This is a genomic window from Streptoverticillium olivoreticuli subsp. olivoreticuli, assembly GCF_003391135.1.
Lineage (GTDB): Bacteria > Actinomycetota > Actinomycetes > Streptomycetales > Streptomycetaceae > Streptomyces > Streptomyces blastmyceticus.
The window spans coordinates 6,402,781-6,418,413 of record NZ_CP031455.1 but is presented as its reverse complement, the minus strand read 5'-3'; the positions used below and the strand labels follow the sequence as shown (position 1 = coordinate 6,418,413).

Here is a 15,633-nt window from a genome sequence, read left to right as displayed (position 1 = left end):
AAGCCCCGGCCAGTGGCCCGTACACCTAACCGCCTCGCCCGCCGTCACCTGCGGTTTCGGCCATCCGCGGGGCATCGGTTCCGGCCAGGTTCACATGGCGGTCCCGTGACGCAGATCTCAGAAGATCACAAGCGGATAACGAAGCACGGGACCTCCCCGCCGGGCGGCGGGGAGGTCCCGTGTCGTGCGCGCTTACGGATCAGTCGTTGCCGTTGCCCGAGGAGGGCGTGGTCTTCGCGATCTGCATCAGGAACTCGGCGTTGGACTTCGTCTGCTTCATCTTGTCGAGAAGCAGCTCGATGGCCTGCTGCGAGTCGAGCGCGTGCAGCACCCGGCGGAGCTTCCAGACGATGGCCAGCTCCTCGCCACCCAGGAGGATCTCCTCCTTGCGGGTGCCGGAGGCGTCCACGTCCACGGCCGGGAAGATGCGCTTGTCGGCGAGCTTCCGGTCGAGCTTGAGCTCCATGTTGCCGGTGCCCTTGAACTCCTCGAAGATCACCTCGTCCATGCGCGAGCCGGTCTCGACCAGCGCGGTGGCCAGGATGGTCAGCGAGCCGCCGTCCTCGATGTTGCGCGCGGCGCCGAAGAACTTCTTCGGCGGGTAGAGCGCGGTCGAGTCGACACCACCGGACAGGATGCGGCCCGAGGCCGGGGCGGCCAGGTTGTAGGCGCGGCCCAGACGGGTGATCGAGTCCAGCAGGACCACCACGTCGTGACCCAGCTCCACCAGGCGCTTGGCGCGCTCGATGGCCAGCTCGGCGACCGTGGTGTGGTCCTCGGCCGGGCGGTCGAAGGTCGAGGAGATGACCTCGCCCTTGACCGACCGCTGCATGTCGGTGACCTCTTCCGGACGCTCGTCGACCAGGACGACCATCAGGTGGCACTCGGGGTTGTTGATGGTGATCGCGTTGGCGATCGCCTGCATGATCATGGTCTTGCCGGTCTTCGGCGGGGCCACGATCAGACCGCGCTGGCCCTTGCCGATCGGCGCGACCAGGTCGATGATCCGGGTCGTCAGCACACCCGGGTCCGACTCCAACCGCAGGCGGTCCTGCGGGTAGAGCGGGGTGAGCTTGCCGAACTCCGGCCGACCGCGCCCGGTTTCGGGCGCCATGCCGTTCACCGAGTCGAGGCGGACGAGGGCGTTGAACTTCTCGCGCCGCTCGCCGTCCTTCGGCTGCCGGACCGCGCCGGTGACGTGGTCACCCTTGCGCAGGCCGTTCTTGCGGACCTGGGCGAGGGAGACATAGACGTCGTTCGGGCCCGGGAGGTAGCCGGACGTCCGGATGAACGCGTAGTTGTCGAGGATGTCCAAAATGCCCGCGACGGGGATCAGGACGTCGTCGTCCGAGACCTGCGGCTCGTTGCCGAAGCCCTCGTCACGGCCACGACGGCCACGGCGGTCGCGGTAGCGGCCGCGGCGGCCGCGGCGGCCGCCCTCGAAGTCGTCCTCGTCCTGCGGGCCGCCCTGGGGGCCGCCCTGCGGCGCGCCACGGTTGTCGCGCTGCTGGCGGTTGCCGCCCTGCTGGCCGGCGTCCTCGCCGCGGTTGCCCCGGCGGTCGCGGTCGCCGCGCTCGCGGTCACCACGCTCGCCGCGGTCACCACGCTCACCGCGCTCGCCCCGCTGGCCGCGCTCGCCGCGGTCACGGCGCTCGCCCTTCTGGCCGCGGTCGCGCTCGCCGGCCTTGGCGGCCCTGCCCTCGGCGCTGTCCGCCGCGGCCTCGGCCCGCTCCTCGGTGCGCGCCTCGGCCTTGGCCTCGACGGCGGGCTCGGGGCTGCCCGAAGGCGCGGTCGCCCGGCGGCGACGGCGCTCGCCGGCCGGCTGCTCATCGCTGCTCGGCTGGCCCGGGATCTCGATCTGCTGCTGCGTCGCGGCCTTCTCGGCCGGCTTCTCGGCCTTCTCGGCCGCCTCGCCCGTACGCGCCTTGGAGGTGGCGCGCCGCTTGGGCTTGGTCTCGGTGTCGGACGCCGCCTTGGCGGGCTCGGCGCTCGTGGTCTTGGCGGGCGCGGCGGAGCCGGCCTGCTTCTCCTTGATGACCTCGATCAGCTGGCCTTTGCGCATCCGCGCGGTGCCCTTGATGCCGAGGCTGGAGGCGAGCTGCTGGAGCTCGGCCAGGACCATGGCGTCGAGGCCCGTGCCCGAACGTCGCCGCTTGGGGGCGGTGGCAGCACCGGTGGCAGGCGCGGCGGGAGCGTCCGTGGCGGGCGCGGAGGCATTGCCCGAGGCACTGTTGGCAGTGCCGGAGGCGGTCACGCCCATCAGATCGGTGGTGTCGCTCACGAAGGGGTCCTTCCCTGGAGCGGGCGTCGGCCTGTCTGGCTCGGCGACCGGTTGTGCTGTCCGGCTGCGGTCTGGCTTTGCGGACCGGGCCGGGGCGGTGGTCCGCCGGTACGGCGGAAGAATCAGTTCATTGGTTCCGGCGTGAAGAAATGAGGTGAAGACATGACGCATCAACTTCACTCATGTCGCCCACGCCGATTCCGGAGCGTGCTCGAATCTGCTCAGGCAGGCTGCTCAGGCAGTTTGGGAGGCTCCCGGAAGAAAAGCGGTCCCTGATCGGGACACAGAGCACCGAGCCGATGTGGCTTCGAGTGCAGACTTGAGGTTAACACTACCGGATCCCACAAACATTCCCCCTCTCAAAGACCGGCAACCGCTATTTTCGCGAGCCCCGGGGCCCGCGCTGGTCAGGCGAGCGGAAGCACGCTCGTCCCCCCGGCGTCGAGGGCCAGCCGGTTGGCCGCCCACCCCTCGCCCGCCAGCCGTGCGACCTGGGCGGCCGCACCGTTCTCGGCCAGCGCGAGCACCGTGGGGCCCGCGCCGGAGATGACCGCGGGGACGCCGTCCGCGCGCAGTCGGTTGACCAGGGCCACGCTCTCCGGCATCGCCGGAGCCCGGTATTCCTGGTGGAGCCGGTCCTCGGTGGCCGGCAGCAGCAGCTCGGGGCGCCTGGTCATCGCCTCGACGAGCAGCGCCGCGCGCCCGGCGTTGGCCGCGGCGTCCACATGGGGGACGCTGCGCGGCAGCAGCCCGCGCGCGGTCTCGGTCAGTACGGGTTTCGACGGCACGAAGACCACCGGAACGATGGAATCCGCAGGGTTCATCCGAATGGCCCGTGCCACGCCCGACTCCATCCACGCCAAGGTGAATCCGCCGAGCAGGCAGGCCGCGACATTGTCCGGGTGGCCCTCGATCTCCGTGGCGAGCTCCAGCAGCGCCGCGTCGTCGAGCTTCTCGGCCCCGCCTATGGTCACGGCGCGGGCGGCGACTATGCCCGCGCAGATGGCGGCCGAGGAGGAGCCCAGGCCCCGGCCGTGCGGGATGCGGTTGGCACAGACGACCTCCAGGCCGCGCGGCTGGCCGCCGAGCAGGTCGAAGGCGGTGCGCAGGGCCCGTACGAGCAGGTGGCTCTCGTCGCGCGGCAGGGTCTCGGCGCCCTCGCCCGCGATGTCGATGTGCAGCCCGGACTCGGCCACCCGGACCACGACGTCGTCGTAGAGCCCCAGCGACAGACCCAGGGCGTCGAAGCCGGGGCCGAGGTTTGCGCTGGTGGCGGGGGTGCGCACGCGGACAGCGGCGGCGCGGAACGCGGGACCGGCCATCGCTCGATGACTCTCCTTGGTGTGGCCTCGGCAGGGCGTGCAACATCCGCAAGGGCCGCGACGAGATGCCGCACGGTGACGGCGGGGGTCTGCGACGGGGCGGAGTGAGTACAGCCTATCGAAGGAAGGTTCAGCGGCGACATAGGGCACGGGAGGCGCGTCGCCTGCGCCGGACGGGCTCTCCCCGATTCGGGGGCCCGGCCCGTCCGGCGGTTTCGGGACCGGTCCGGGGCGGGGCCCCGGTTTCTGACGTCAGACCAGACCGAGCTGGCGGGCGGCGGCCTTCGCGTCCACCGGCACGGTGAGCGGCTGCGGAGCGCCCGCGACCGCCCAGTCCGGGTCCTTGAGGCCGTTGCCCGTGACCGTACAGACGATGCGCTGGCCCGGGTCGACCAGGCCCTGCTCGGCGGCCTTGAGCAGGCCGGCGACGCTCGCGGCCGAGGCCGGCTCGACGAAGACGCCCTCCTGCGAGGCCAACAGGCGGTAGGCGGCCAGGATCTGTCGGTCGGTCACCTCGTCGATGAGGCCGCCCGATTCGTCGCGCGCCTCCTCGGCGAACCGCCACGAGGCGGGGTTGCCGATGCGGATCGCGGTGGCGATGGTGTGCGGGTCCTTCACCGGCTCGCCGCGCACGATGGGCGCGGAACCGGACGCCTGGAATCCCCACATCCGGGGCCTGCGGGTGGCGATCCCGTCCGTGGCGTACTCGCGGTAACCGCGCCAGTAGGCCGTGATGTTGCCCGCGTTGCCGACCGGCAGGACATGGATGTCCGGCGCGTCGCCGAGCGCGTCCACGATCTCGAAGGCGGCGGTCTTCTGGCCCTCGATCCGCACCGGGTTCACGGAGTTGACCAGCGCGACGGGGTACTCCTCGGACAGCCCGCGCGCCAGCGTCAGGCAGTCGTCGAAGTTGCCGTCGACCTGGAGGATGCGCGCGCCGTGGACCAGCGCCTGGCCCATCTTCCCGAGTGCGATCTTGCCCTGCGGCACCAGGACGGCGCAGACCATCCCGGCCCGAACGGCGTAGGCGGCGGCCGAGGCGGAGGTGTTGCCGGTGGAGGCGCAGATGACGGCCTTGGCGCCCTCCTCCTTGGCCCGGGTGATGGCCATGGTCATCCCGCGGTCCTTGAAGGACCCGGTCGGGTTCGCGCCCTCGACCTTGAGGTGGACGTCACATCCGGTGCGCTCCGAGAGCACCTGCGCGGGGACGAGCGGCGTGCCGCCCTCGCGCAGGGTGACGACCGGCGTGTCGGCCGAGACGGGGAGCCGGTCGCGGTACTCCTCGATGATGCCGCGCCACTGGTGGGTGCCGGAGGTCCGCAGACCGTTGTTGGCAGACATTGCTTCCTTGCTCCCCTTATTCGCCTTCGACCCGCATGATGCTCGCGACACCGCGGACCGTGTCCAGCTTGCGCAGCGCCTCGACGGTCGCCGAGAGGGCGGCGTCGGGGGCGCGGTGCGTGACGACGACGAGGGACGCCTCGCCGTCCTTGCCCGTCTGGCGGACCGTGTCGATCGACACGCCGTGCGCGGCGAAGACCGTGGCGACCTGTGCCAGGACACCGGGCTTGTCGGCCACGTCGAGGCTGATGTGGTAGCGGGTGACCACATCGCCCATCGGGCTCACGGGCAGCCGGGTGTAAGCGGATTCGCCTGGTCCGGTGGTCTCCGCCACCTTGTTGCGGCAGACGGCGACGAGGTCGCCGAGTACCGCGGACGCGGTGGGCGAACCGCCGGCCCCGGGCCCGTAGAACATCAGCCGGCCGGCCGCCTCGGCCTCCACGAACACCGCGTTGTACGCCTCGCGCACCGACGCCAGCGGGTGGCTCAGCGGGATCATCGCCGGGTGCACGCGGGCGGTGACCGACCGGCCGTCGGCGGCGCGCTCGCAGATGGCGAGCAGCTTGATGGTGCAGCCCATCCGCTTCGCGGACGCGAAGTCCGCGGCGGTGACCTCCGTCATGCCCTCGCGATAGACGTCGTCGAGGCGCACCCGCGTGTGGAAGGCGATACCGGCCAGGATCGCGGCCTTCGCGGCGGCGTCGAAGCCCTCGACGTCGGCGGTCGGGTCGGCCTCCGCGTAGCCGAGCGCGGTGGCCTCGTCCAGCGCTTCGGAGTAGCCCGCTCCGCTGGTGTCCATCTTGTCGAGGATGAAGTTGGTCGTGCCGTTGACGATGCCGAGCACCCGGTTGACCTTGTCGCCGGCCAGCGACTCGCGCAGCGGCCGTACGAGCGGGATGGCGCCGGCGACGGCGGCCTCGTAGTAGAGGTCCGCGCCCTGGGCCTCGGCCGCGGCGTGCAGGGCCGCGCCGTCCCCGGCGAGCAGCGCCTTGTTGGCGGACACGACGCTCGCGCCGTGCTCGAAGGCCGTGGTGATCAGCGTGCGGGCCGGCTCGATGCCGCCGATGACCTCGACGACCACGTCGATGTCACCGCGTTTGACGAGCGCGGTGGCGTCGGTGGTGATCAGCTCCTCCGGCACCCCCGCCCGCACCCGGCCCGGACGGCGCACGGCGATACCGGCGAGCTCGACGGGTGCGCCGATGCGCGCCGTGAGGTCGTCCGCGTGCGTCGTCATGATGCGCGCCACCTCTGAGCCGACCACTCCACAGCCCAGCAGCGCCACTTTCAGCGGACGCGTACGCATCATCCGACCTCGTTTCTGTACATCTTCGGTGGTACACCAGTCTCACTCACCGGACGAGGGTTTCCGTCCCTCGTCCAGTATCCGAGATTTTTACTTCGGCTTTTCCATCGGCTTTCCCGTCGGATCAGCCGACGTCGAGGCGGAAGAGGTCCTCTTCCGTCTCCCGCCGGACGATCACCCGGGCCGCGCCGTCCTTGACCGCGACGACCGGCGGGCGCAGCGCGTGGTTGTAGTTGCTGGCCATGGAGCGGCAGTACGCGCCGGTCGCGGGCACGGCCAGCAGGTCGCCGGGGGCCAGGTCGGCGGGGAGGAAGGCGTCGCGCACGACGATGTCGCCGGACTCGCAGTGCTTGCCGACGACGCGCGAGAGCATCGGCTCGGCGGTGGAGGTCCGGGAGACCAGGGCGACGCTGTACTCCGCGTCGTAGAGCGCGGTGCGGATGTTGTCCGACATGCCGCCGTCCACGCTCACATACGTCCGCAGGCCCGGCAGCTCCTTGACGGTGCCGACCTCGTAGAGGGTGAAGGCGGTCGGTCCGGCGATGGCGCGCCCCGGCTCCACGGACAGCCGCGGCACCGCGAGACCCGCGGCCGCGCACTCGCGGGTGACGATGTCGCCGAGCGCCTTGGCGATCTCGTGCGGCTCGCGCGGGTCGTCGTCGGAGGTGTAGGCGATGCCGAGGCCGCCGCCGAGGTCGATCTCGGGCAGCTCGACGCCGTGCTCGTCGCGGATGTCCTTGAGCAGCCCGACGACGCGGTGCGCGGCCACCTCGAAGCCCGAGGTGTCGAAGATCTGCGACCCGATGTGGGAGTGGATGCCGATGAGCTCCAGGCCGTCGAGCTTGAGCGCGCGGCGGACGGCCTCGGCGGCCTGTCCCCCGGCGAGCGCGAGCCCGAACTTCTGGTCCTCGTGCGCGGTCGCGATGAATTCGTGGGTGTGCGCCTCGACGCCGACGGTCACCCGGATCTGCACGCGCTGGCGCCTGCCGAGCCGCTCGGCGATGTGCGCGACACGGACGATCTCCTGGAAGGAGTCCAGGACGATCCGTCCGACGCCCGCCTCGACGGCGCGGGTGATCTCGCGGGTGGACTTGTTGTTGCCGTGCAACGCGATGCGCTCGGCGGGCATCCCGGCGTCGAGGGCGGTGGCCAGCTCGCCCTCCGAGCAGACGTCGAGGTTGAGCCCCTCCTCGTGCAGCCAGCGGACGACGGCGCGGGAGAGGAACGCCTTGCCCGCGTAGAAGACGTCGGCCTCCGTGCCGAAGGCGTCGCGCCAGGCCCGGCAGCGCGCCCGGAAGTCCTCCTCGTCGAGGAAGAAGGCGGGCGTCCCGAACTCCTCTGCGAGGTCGGTCACCTTGATCCCGCCGACGGTGGCCACCCCGTCGGCGTCCCGCGAGACCGTACGGGCCCACACCCGCGGGTCCAGGTCGTTGAGGTCCGCGGGCGGGGCGGCGTAGTGCCCCTCGGGAAGGACGTCGGCGTAGCGGGGCCCGGCGGGGTGGGCGGAACGGCTCATGGCTCTGATCTCCTCAGAGGTGTGCGGGTGCGGTGATGCCGAGCTGGTGGAGGCCGTCGGCCAGCACCTTGCCCGTGGCCTCGGCGAGGGCCAGTCGGGCGCGGTGGACGGCCAAGGGTTTCTCGTCACCGCGCGGCAGCGTGGGACACGCCGCCTGCCAGCGGAGGAAGGCGTCGGCGAGACGTTCGAGGTGCCGGGCGAGCCGGTCGGGCGCGCGGGTGGCGCCGATGCGGGCGTGGTCCGCGAGGGCGGCGAGCACGGGGGCCGCGGTCTCGTCCGGGACGTCCCCCGGCTCGGAGCCGAAGCCCAGGTCATGGGCGTTGCGCAGCAGGGCCCGGCTGCGGGCGTGGGCGTACCGGACGCGGAAGAGGGGGTTGCTCTCGCGCTGCACCAGCAGCAGGTCGCGGTCCGTGCCCGGGGGGCAGAGCAGGCTCCAGCGGGCGGCGTCGGCGCCGAGTCGGCGGATGAGGTCGGGCGGCGGATCGGGCAGGTCCATCGGCCTGCCCGGCTCCCCCGCGTCGAGCACGTCCCGTACGAGCCGGATGTAGGAAGCGCCCTCAAGGGTGATGTTGAGGAACCCGGGTCCTGCGATCTCGACCGTCGCGATGCCGGGCTCGGCGGCGAGCCTGCGCCGCAGCACTTCGGCGATCTCGGGGGCCGGTCTGCCGCTCTCCTGGGCGAGCCGCAGGGCGACATTGGTGGCGTAGTCCCCGCACCCCGGCCGGGGCGGGACCCGCACGGTGACCCGGTCGGGCACGACGGCGCTCAGCTCGTCGGCCTCGATGGCACGTCGCACCGTGTGCAGAACGGTGCGGGAGAGATCGGCGGGGGTCACGGGGCCAAGCCTAGGCGAGAAGGGGGGAGGCTCGGCGAGCAGGTTTCGACAGGTGGGACACGGTCGTCGCGGGCTAGTCCGCTCTCCTCGCGGATTCCGCGCGGCAGACGGAACCCACGCCGTGGACGGAGCCGGTGTCCCCGGGGGCCGGGGCCCCCGGCAACCCGTCGTCGCCCTCTGCCTTGCGGTGCCGCATCAGCCTCCGGACGAGCCGGACCATCTCCGTCGGTTCGAAGGGCTTCGCCAGGAACGCGTCGACCCCGGCGGACCGCCCGCTGTCGACCTCCGGCTGGGTGCAGGCGCTGATGATCGCGATCGGTATGTCCCGGGTCCGCGCGTCGGCCCGCAGCCGCGCGGCCGTGAGCAACCCGTCGAGCCGGGGCATGACGACATCCAGGGTCACGACATCGGGACGCACGCGATGCACGATCTCCAGGCACTCGGCACCATCGGCCGCGGTCACGACCTCGAAGCCCTCCAGCTCGAGGTTGACCCTGATCAGCTGCCGGATGACCTTGTTGTCGTCGACGACAAGGACCCGGCCGGACAAGCCAGGCACACCCCGAGAGTAAGCGCGCCCGCCACGCTGCGTCCGGGTTTTCCCCACTTCCACCCCGTGCGGGCGACCTCCCCCGCCCCCACCTCCAACGACGTTGCGGGACACCCGTCCGGAGCTGGTAATGTTCTACCCGTCACCGCAACAAGCGGCCGACACGCCCCCGTAGCTCAGGGGATAGAGCAACGGCCTCCGGAGCCGTGTGCGCAGGTTCGAATCCTGCCGGGGGCACTTCGCTTCAGTCGGCGCCGCAAGGCCGCTGACCAGCCGAAGTGCCGGACATCGAGAGCGGGATCCAGTTTCACTGGGTCCCGCTCTTCGTCGTTCCCGGAGAAGTCCGCGCGAAGGCGGTGGGGCGGCGGCGGGGGTCCTCAAGGGCCCCGACGGGGCACCGCGGCGGGCCGTCAAGGGGTATGGTGCGGCCGTCGAGCAGCCGTGTACGCGTCATGTCCGTTTGCGGAGCGGCTATTTGACGTCGCATCAGGCACATGCAGGGACCGGCGTCGGAGCGGGGATGGTGGCTGATGGGTGGGGGCCGGGGGCTGTGAGGGGTCGGCGGGGTGGGGGGCAGGGGCTGGACGCGCATCCCGCCCGGGACGACCTCGCTCTGCGCTCCGTGCTGGAGGACGCCTCGATGGGGCGGTGGGAGGGGCCCCGGGATCTGCTCGCGGCGACCGGGGGCGACTGGGACCGGCGCATCTTCCGGCTCCAGGTGCTGGCGCGGGCGGGGGCGCCGTTGCGGTTCGCGGACACCTGGGCGCGGGCCGAGCCCAGGTCGGCGGACGCGCTCGCGCTGCTGGCGCATGTGCAGGCGCTGCGGTCGATTATCAGTGGAGTGGACGCGGGCCGCGCGGAGATGGAGCGCTCCTGGGGCACGTGTCTGGCCGCCGCCGAGGCCGGGCCGGCGGACCCCTCCCCCTGGGTGGTGATGCTCGCCCTGATCCGGGTGCACGCCCCCGGCCGGGAGGTGCTGCGGCAGGTGTGGGCCGAGGTGGTGGCCCGCGACCCGTACAACCGGGAGGCGCATCACGAGGTCCTCACCTATCTCTTCGGCCGGAACCACGGTTCGGGCGCGGAGATGTTCCACTGGGCGCAGGAGCGGGCGGACACCGCACCCAAGGGGCTGCCGATCGCGGTGCTGCCGCTGGTGGCGCTGGCGGAGTCGCACCGGCAGCGGATGCGGACCGAGGCGGGCAGCTACGGCCTGAGCATCCATCCCTGGATCGACTGCCCGCACATCGACCAGGTGCTGGAGAACTGGTGGCGCCACCGGCCGCCGCGCCCGCACGCGCAGTTCATGGACGACGCGAACTACCTGGCGCACGCGCTCGCCTTCGCCGGGCGCCACGTGGAGGCGTACGACGTCTTCCGGGCCATAGGGCCGTACGCCACGGATGTGCCCTGGGCGTACTGCGGGGACGCGCCGGAGCTGTTCCTCCGGCACCGGGGGTGGGCGGCCCGCGCCGTCCGGCCGCGCACCACGTAATCAAAGAAGCACCACATAGATAGAAGCACCACATAACCGAAGAGCGCATCGCACATTCCTTGACCGTCGTTCATCGCAACGATCACGAGAAAGAGAATCGCGTGCCACTCGACGTACCCGGCGTTTCCGACGAAGAGCGCCTGCGACAGCTCGGCTATACCCAGGTGCTGGCCCGGCGGATGTCCGGCTTCGCCAATTTCGCCGTTTCGTTCACGATCATTTCGGTCCTCTCCGGATGCATGACGATGTACGGCTTCGGAATGCGGACCGGTGGCCCGTCGATGCTGATGTGGGGCTGGGTCGGCGTCGGTGCCATGACGCTGGTCGTCGGGCTGGCGATGGCGGAGGTGTGTTCCTCCTATCCGACCTCGGCGGGGCTGTATTTCTGGGCGCACCGGATGGCGCCCGAGCGGTCACGGGCGGCGTGGGCGTGGTTCACCGGGTGGTTCAACGTGCTGGGGCAGATCGCGTGCACCGCGGGCATCGACTTCGGGGCGGCGTCCTTCCTCAACGCCTATCTGGACCTGCAGTTCGGATTCGCGGCGACTCCCGGCCATACGATCGCCCTCTTCGGGGCCGTGCTCCTGCTCCACGCGCTGCTGAACACCTTCGGCGTCCGGCTGGTCGCCTTCCTCAATTCCGTGAGCGTGTGGTGGCACCTGCTCGGGGTGCTGCTGATCGTCGGCGCGCTGGCATTCGTGCCGGACGGACATCGGTCGACGTCGTTCGTCTTCACCCATTTCGTGAACGACACCGGCTGGGGTTCCGGCCTTTACGTGGGGCTGCTCTCGCTGCTGGTGGCGCAGTACACCTTCACCGGTTACGACGCGTCCGCCCATATGACCGAGGAGACCAACGACGCCTCGGTGGCCGGGCCGCGGGGCATCGTGCGCTCGATCTGGGTGTCGTGGATCGCCGGCTTCGTGCTGCTGGCCGGGTTGACGTACGCGATCCAGGACTGGCCGGGCACCGTGGGCACCGAGACCGGGGTGCCCCCGGCGCAGATCTTCATGGACGCGCTCGGCGCCTCGGCGGGGAAGCTGCTGCTGCTCGTGGTGATCGTCGCGCAGCTCTTCTGCGGGATGGCCTCGGTGACCGCCAACTCCCGGATGATCTACGCCTTCTCCCGGGACGGCGCGCTGCCCTTCTCGCGGGTGTGGCACCGCATCAACCCGCAGACGCGCACGCCCACCAACGCGGTGTGGCTGGCCGCGGGCGGCGCCTTCCTCCTGGGGCTGCCCTATCTGGTCAACTCCACGGCGTACGCGGCGGTCACCTCGATCGCCACGATCGGCCTCTACCTCGCCTACGCGGCGCCGACGCTGCTGCGGCTGCGCAAGGGCGAGGCGTTCGAGCGCGGGCCGTGGCACCTGGGGCGGTGGTCGAAGCCGGTCGGGGTCACCGCCATCTCCTGGGTGGCCGTGATCACGGTGCTGTTCATGCTGCCGCAGTCCGGTCCCGTCACCGTCGACACCTTCAACTACGCGCCGATCGCGGTGGCCGCGGTCGGCGGCTTCGCGGGCGTGTGGTGGCTGGTGTCGGCCCGCCGCTGGTTCCTCGACCCGCGGCACCCGCGCAACCGGGCGGCGTCCGCCGAGGGTCCGGCCGCCCCGCCGTCGATGGACGCCTTCCGCTGGTGACCCCGCCCCCGTACCGCGGACGGCCCGGCCGCGTACGTGCGGCGGGCCGTCCGCAGGATCGGTTCCGCACCAGGGCGGTGTCAGACCTTCGGGTAGCCGAACGCGTAGCCCTGGCTCTTGAGCCAGGGGAGGATCTGGTCCAGGGCGGCCGCGGTCTGGCTGCGGTTCCCGCCTCCGTCGTGGAAGAGGATGGTGGGGCCCTCGTGGAGGTCCCGGTGGACCGCGTCGACGATCCGCTGGACGCCGGGGTTGGTCCAGTCGTGGGTGTCGACGTTCCAGCCGAGCGGGCGCATGCCGTGGGAGGCGGCGACCTCGCGGCTGTACGGGGTGAACGCGCCGCCGGGAGCGCGGTAGTAGAACACCCGGGCGTCCCGGCCGGCCGCGTCGAGGATCATCTTCTGGGCGTCGACTATCTGTTGCTGCTGATAGGACTCGGGACTTTTGTCCATGGCGGTGTTGTGATCCACGGAGTGGTCACAGAGCCGGTGCCCGGCGGCGACGACCTTCTTGACGAGCTCCGGGTACTCCTTCGCGCGCGAGCCGATGATGCAGAAGGTGGCCTTCGCGTCGTACTTCTTCAGTACGTCCAGCACCTTCAGCGTCCAGATCGGTTCCGGACCGTCGTCGATGGTGAGGTTGACGGCCTTGCCGGGGGTCTCCGATTCGTGGCTGATCGAGTCCGACACACGCCCCGGTGCGGCCGGTGCGGACGCCGAGGGCGACCGCGACTGCGAGGAGGACGGCGACTGCATCGCGTTCCGCTTGCCGTCCTGGCGGTGTTCCGGGCTCCTCGGGTCCTCCGTGGCCATGGCCACACAGCCCGGTATCGTCGCGGCGAGCGCCAGAACCGATGCCGCCGCCATCGCGAGGCGCCGCGTCCGGGCAGTGAGTCGCGCCATGAACTTCCCCTCCCTCGGTACGAGTTGTCCCGCAGGTGCACAGCAAAGACGCCCATAACGAAAAGAAGGTTCCAACCGCACGCAAGGCCTACACACCGTGCTATCGACACCTACATCCACCCCGAACGAAGTGGACGAAAACCTTCCGGTTCACTCCCCGGCCGGCACTCCCGCCCCGTCGGCGATCACCGCCGCCACCTCCGCCCGCCGGGCCGCCTCCTCGGCGGCGATGCGCCCCGCGTCGAGCCGCTCGGCGGCCTCCTCGTCCTGGGCCATGAGGAGGTCCAGGCTGCTGTCGCCGAGGTCGAGGACGCCCATGTCGACGTACGCGCGCTGGAGCCGCTCGCCCCACAGGCCGATGTCCCTCACACAGGGGACGATGCGGCTGAAGAGCAGCTTCCGGAACAGCCGCAGGAATGCGGACCGTTCGGCGAGCTCGACGGCGTCGGCGGCCGGTATGCCGAAGTCGGTGAGCACCACCTCGCCGCGCAGCCGGTCGCGCATCAGGTAACAGCCCTCGATGACGAATTCCTCGCGCTCGCGCAGCTCGGCCTCGGTCAGCTGCCGGTAGTGGTCGCGCAGCGCCATGCGGCCGAAGGCGACGTGGCGGGCCTCGTCCTGCATGACGTAGGCGAGGATCTGCTTGGGCAGCGGCTTGTCGGTGGTGTCGCGCAGCATGCCGAAGGCGGCGAGGGCGAGGCCCTCGATGAGCACCTGCATACCGAGGTAGGGCATGTCCCAGCGCGAGTCCCGCAGGGTGTCGTCCAGCAGCGCGCGGAGGTTGCCGTCGACGGGATAGACCAGCCCGACCTTCTCCCGCAGGAAGCGGCTGTAGATCTCCGCGTGCCGGGCCTCGTCCATGACCTGGGTCGCGGAGTAGAACTTCGCGTCCAGGTCCGGCACGGACTCCACGATGCGCGCCGCGCACACCATCGCGCCCTGCTCGCCGTGCAGGAACTGGCTGAACTGCCAGGACGCGAAACGGCGGCGCAGCTCGCGTCTGTCGGCCCCGCTCATCCGGTCCCAGTACGGGCTGTCATGGACGGGGAGGTTCCGGTCCGGGACGCCGAGCGGGTCGTACGGGTCGACGGGCAGGTCCCAGTCGATGCGGGTGACGGCGTCCCACTGTTTGTCCTTGCCCTTCTGGTAGAGGGCGAGCAGGTTGTCCCTGCCGTCCCCGTAGCCCCAGGCGAAGCGGGCGGCGCCGGTCGCCGGCACCTCCCAGGTGGGGTCTCCGGGGTCGTGGGCGTAGAAATTCCGCGTCGTCATGACGCCTCCCGTCCCTCACTGGACCGGTATGTCCCTTGCACGGGTGGACAGTTGGCAGGCTCACACAATGGTTACCGCCGGGTCAATGACCGGGCGGGCGGTCCCGTCGGCCGGATGCCGGGAGGTTGCCCCGGGGGGGATTGACGTCCTTGCTGACAGGCAGTCTCATAAGCAGGTGACCGCGGGTAACCCACAGACGAGGTGTCCTCAGCCATGACCACCGAGACCGCAGGACAGCCGCTCCGGGACGCGCTCGGCCTGCTCAGGGACCGCGAGAAGGTCGCCGAACGCCTGCTGGAGTCCTCGGCGAAGCACTCCTTCGACCCGGACACCGAACTGGACTGGGACGCACCCCTCGACGAGGGCAAGTGGTTCTGGCCGCCCGAGCTGCTCTCCCTCTACGGCACCCCGATGTGGCGGCGGATGCCGGAGGAGCAGCGCCTGGAGCTCTCCCGGCACGAGGCCGCGTCCCTCGCCTCCCTCGGCATCTGGTTCGAGATCATCCTGATGCAGCTGCTGGTCCGGCACATCTACGACAAGCCGGTCGGCAGCGCGCACGTCCGCTACGCGCTCACCGAGATAGCCGACGAGTGCCGGCACTCCCGGATGTTCGCCCGCATGATCGAGAAGTCGGACGCCCCCACCTACCCGGTCTCCGGGCTGCACCAGAACCTGGCCAGGATCCTCAAGTCCGTCTCCACCACGCCCGGTTCCTTCGCCTGCACCCTCCTCGGCGAGGAGATCCTCGACTACATGCAGCGGCTGACCTTCCCGGACGACCGCGTGCAGACGATCGTCCGCGGCGTCACCCGCATCCACGTCGTGGAGGAGGCGCGCCACGTGCGGTACGCCCGCGAGGAGCTGCGCCGCCAGATGGTGACCTGCCCGCGCTGGGAGGCGGGGCTGACCCGGCTGAGCTCCGGCGAGGCGTCCCGCGTCTTCTCGCTCGCGTTCGTCAACCCCGCCGTCTATACGAACGTGGGGCTCGACCACCGCGAGGCCGTCGCCCAGGTCAGGGCGAGCGGCCACCGGCGGGAGGTCATGCAGGCGGGCGCGAAGCGGCTGACGGACTTCCTGGACGAGATCGGGGTGATGCGGGGCGTCGGGCGGCGGCTGTGGCAGAGCTCGGGGCTGCTCGCGAGGTGACCCGGGGCGATTCCCGGCGGGGGCCACGGCCGTTAC

12 protein-coding genes and 1 tRNA gene are annotated in these 15,633 nt (G+C 71.1%); 4 read left to right on the top strand and 9 right to left on the bottom strand.

The window, feature by feature from the left end:
* Positions 1-199: 199 nt before the first annotated feature.
* From rho to DXZ73_RS28570, 7 genes are all read right to left on the bottom strand, one after another.
* Positions 200-2,281 carry a transcription termination factor Rho gene (rho, locus tag DXZ73_RS28600; protein WP_116213901.1) on the bottom strand — a complete coding sequence of 694 codons (2,082 nt, stop codon included), beginning with the start codon at positions 2,279-2,281 and terminating at the stop codon, positions 200-202.
* A 407-nt stretch (positions 2,282-2,688) separates the two neighbouring features.
* Complete coding sequence (thrB, locus tag DXZ73_RS28595) at positions 2,689-3,603, bottom strand: homoserine kinase (protein ID WP_116213900.1); 915 nt, start codon at positions 3,601-3,603, stop codon at positions 2,689-2,691.
* Between the two features lie 252 nt (positions 3,604-3,855).
* Positions 3,856-4,926, bottom strand: coding sequence for a threonine synthase (gene thrC / locus DXZ73_RS28590; RefSeq protein ID WP_116215921.1), 1,071 nt, complete (start codon positions 4,924-4,926; stop codon positions 3,856-3,858).
* Between the two features lie 34 nt (positions 4,927-4,960).
* Entirely contained in the window at positions 4,961-6,253 is a 1,293-nt protein-coding gene (locus tag DXZ73_RS28585; protein ID WP_116213899.1) for a homoserine dehydrogenase, read from the bottom strand.
* A gap of 121 nt (positions 6,254-6,374) precedes the next feature.
* Positions 6,375-7,766, bottom strand: a complete 1,392-nt coding sequence (gene lysA / locus DXZ73_RS28580) for a diaminopimelate decarboxylase (RefSeq protein WP_116213898.1) — start codon at positions 7,764-7,766, stop codon at positions 6,375-6,377.
* A gap of 13 nt (positions 7,767-7,779) precedes the next feature.
* The gene (gene nrtL, locus DXZ73_RS28575) at positions 7,780-8,601 is read right to left on the bottom strand and encodes an ArgS-related anticodon-binding protein NrtL (protein WP_116213897.1); all 822 of its coding nucleotides are present in this window, start codon (positions 8,599-8,601) and stop codon (positions 7,780-7,782) included.
* A gap of 73 nt (positions 8,602-8,674) precedes the next feature.
* Positions 8,675-9,214 (bottom strand): response regulator, encoded by a 540-nt coding sequence (locus tag DXZ73_RS28570; protein WP_116213896.1) that lies wholly within the window; start codon positions 9,212-9,214, stop codon positions 8,675-8,677.
* A gap of 102 nt (positions 9,215-9,316) precedes the next feature.
* Between DXZ73_RS28570 and DXZ73_RS28565 the strand changes: the two genes are divergently transcribed.
* From DXZ73_RS28565 to DXZ73_RS28555, 3 genes are all read left to right on the top strand, one after another.
* Positions 9,317-9,388 (top strand) — tRNA-Arg (locus tag DXZ73_RS28565).
* Positions 9,389-9,701: 313 nt separating this feature from the next.
* Positions 9,702-10,643, top strand: a complete 942-nt coding sequence (locus tag DXZ73_RS28560; protein WP_240351525.1) for a hypothetical protein — start codon at positions 9,702-9,704, stop codon at positions 10,641-10,643.
* Positions 10,644-10,744: 101 nt separating this feature from the next.
* Positions 10,745-12,283 carry an amino acid permease gene (locus DXZ73_RS28555; RefSeq protein ID WP_116213895.1) on the top strand — a complete coding sequence of 513 codons (1,539 nt, stop codon included), beginning with the start codon at positions 10,745-10,747 and terminating at the stop codon, positions 12,281-12,283.
* An 80-nt stretch (positions 12,284-12,363) separates the two neighbouring features.
* Here the strand turns inward: DXZ73_RS28555 and DXZ73_RS28550 are convergent, their stop codons facing one another.
* The gene (locus DXZ73_RS28550) at positions 12,364-13,182 is read right to left on the bottom strand and encodes a polysaccharide deacetylase family protein (protein ID WP_116213894.1); all 819 of its coding nucleotides are present in this window, start codon (positions 13,180-13,182) and stop codon (positions 12,364-12,366) included.
* 150 nt (positions 13,183-13,332) lie between these two features.
* Positions 13,333-14,451, bottom strand: coding sequence for a ferritin-like domain-containing protein (locus DXZ73_RS28545; protein ID WP_116213893.1), 1,119 nt, complete (start codon positions 14,449-14,451; stop codon positions 13,333-13,335).
* A 213-nt stretch (positions 14,452-14,664) separates the two neighbouring features.
* Here DXZ73_RS28545 and DXZ73_RS28540 point away from each other — a divergent pair, with 213 nt between their 5' ends.
* Positions 14,665-15,597, top strand: a complete 933-nt coding sequence (locus tag DXZ73_RS28540; RefSeq protein ID WP_116213892.1) for an AurF N-oxygenase family protein — start codon at positions 14,665-14,667, stop codon at positions 15,595-15,597.
* Positions 15,598-15,633 lie beyond the last annotated feature (36 nt).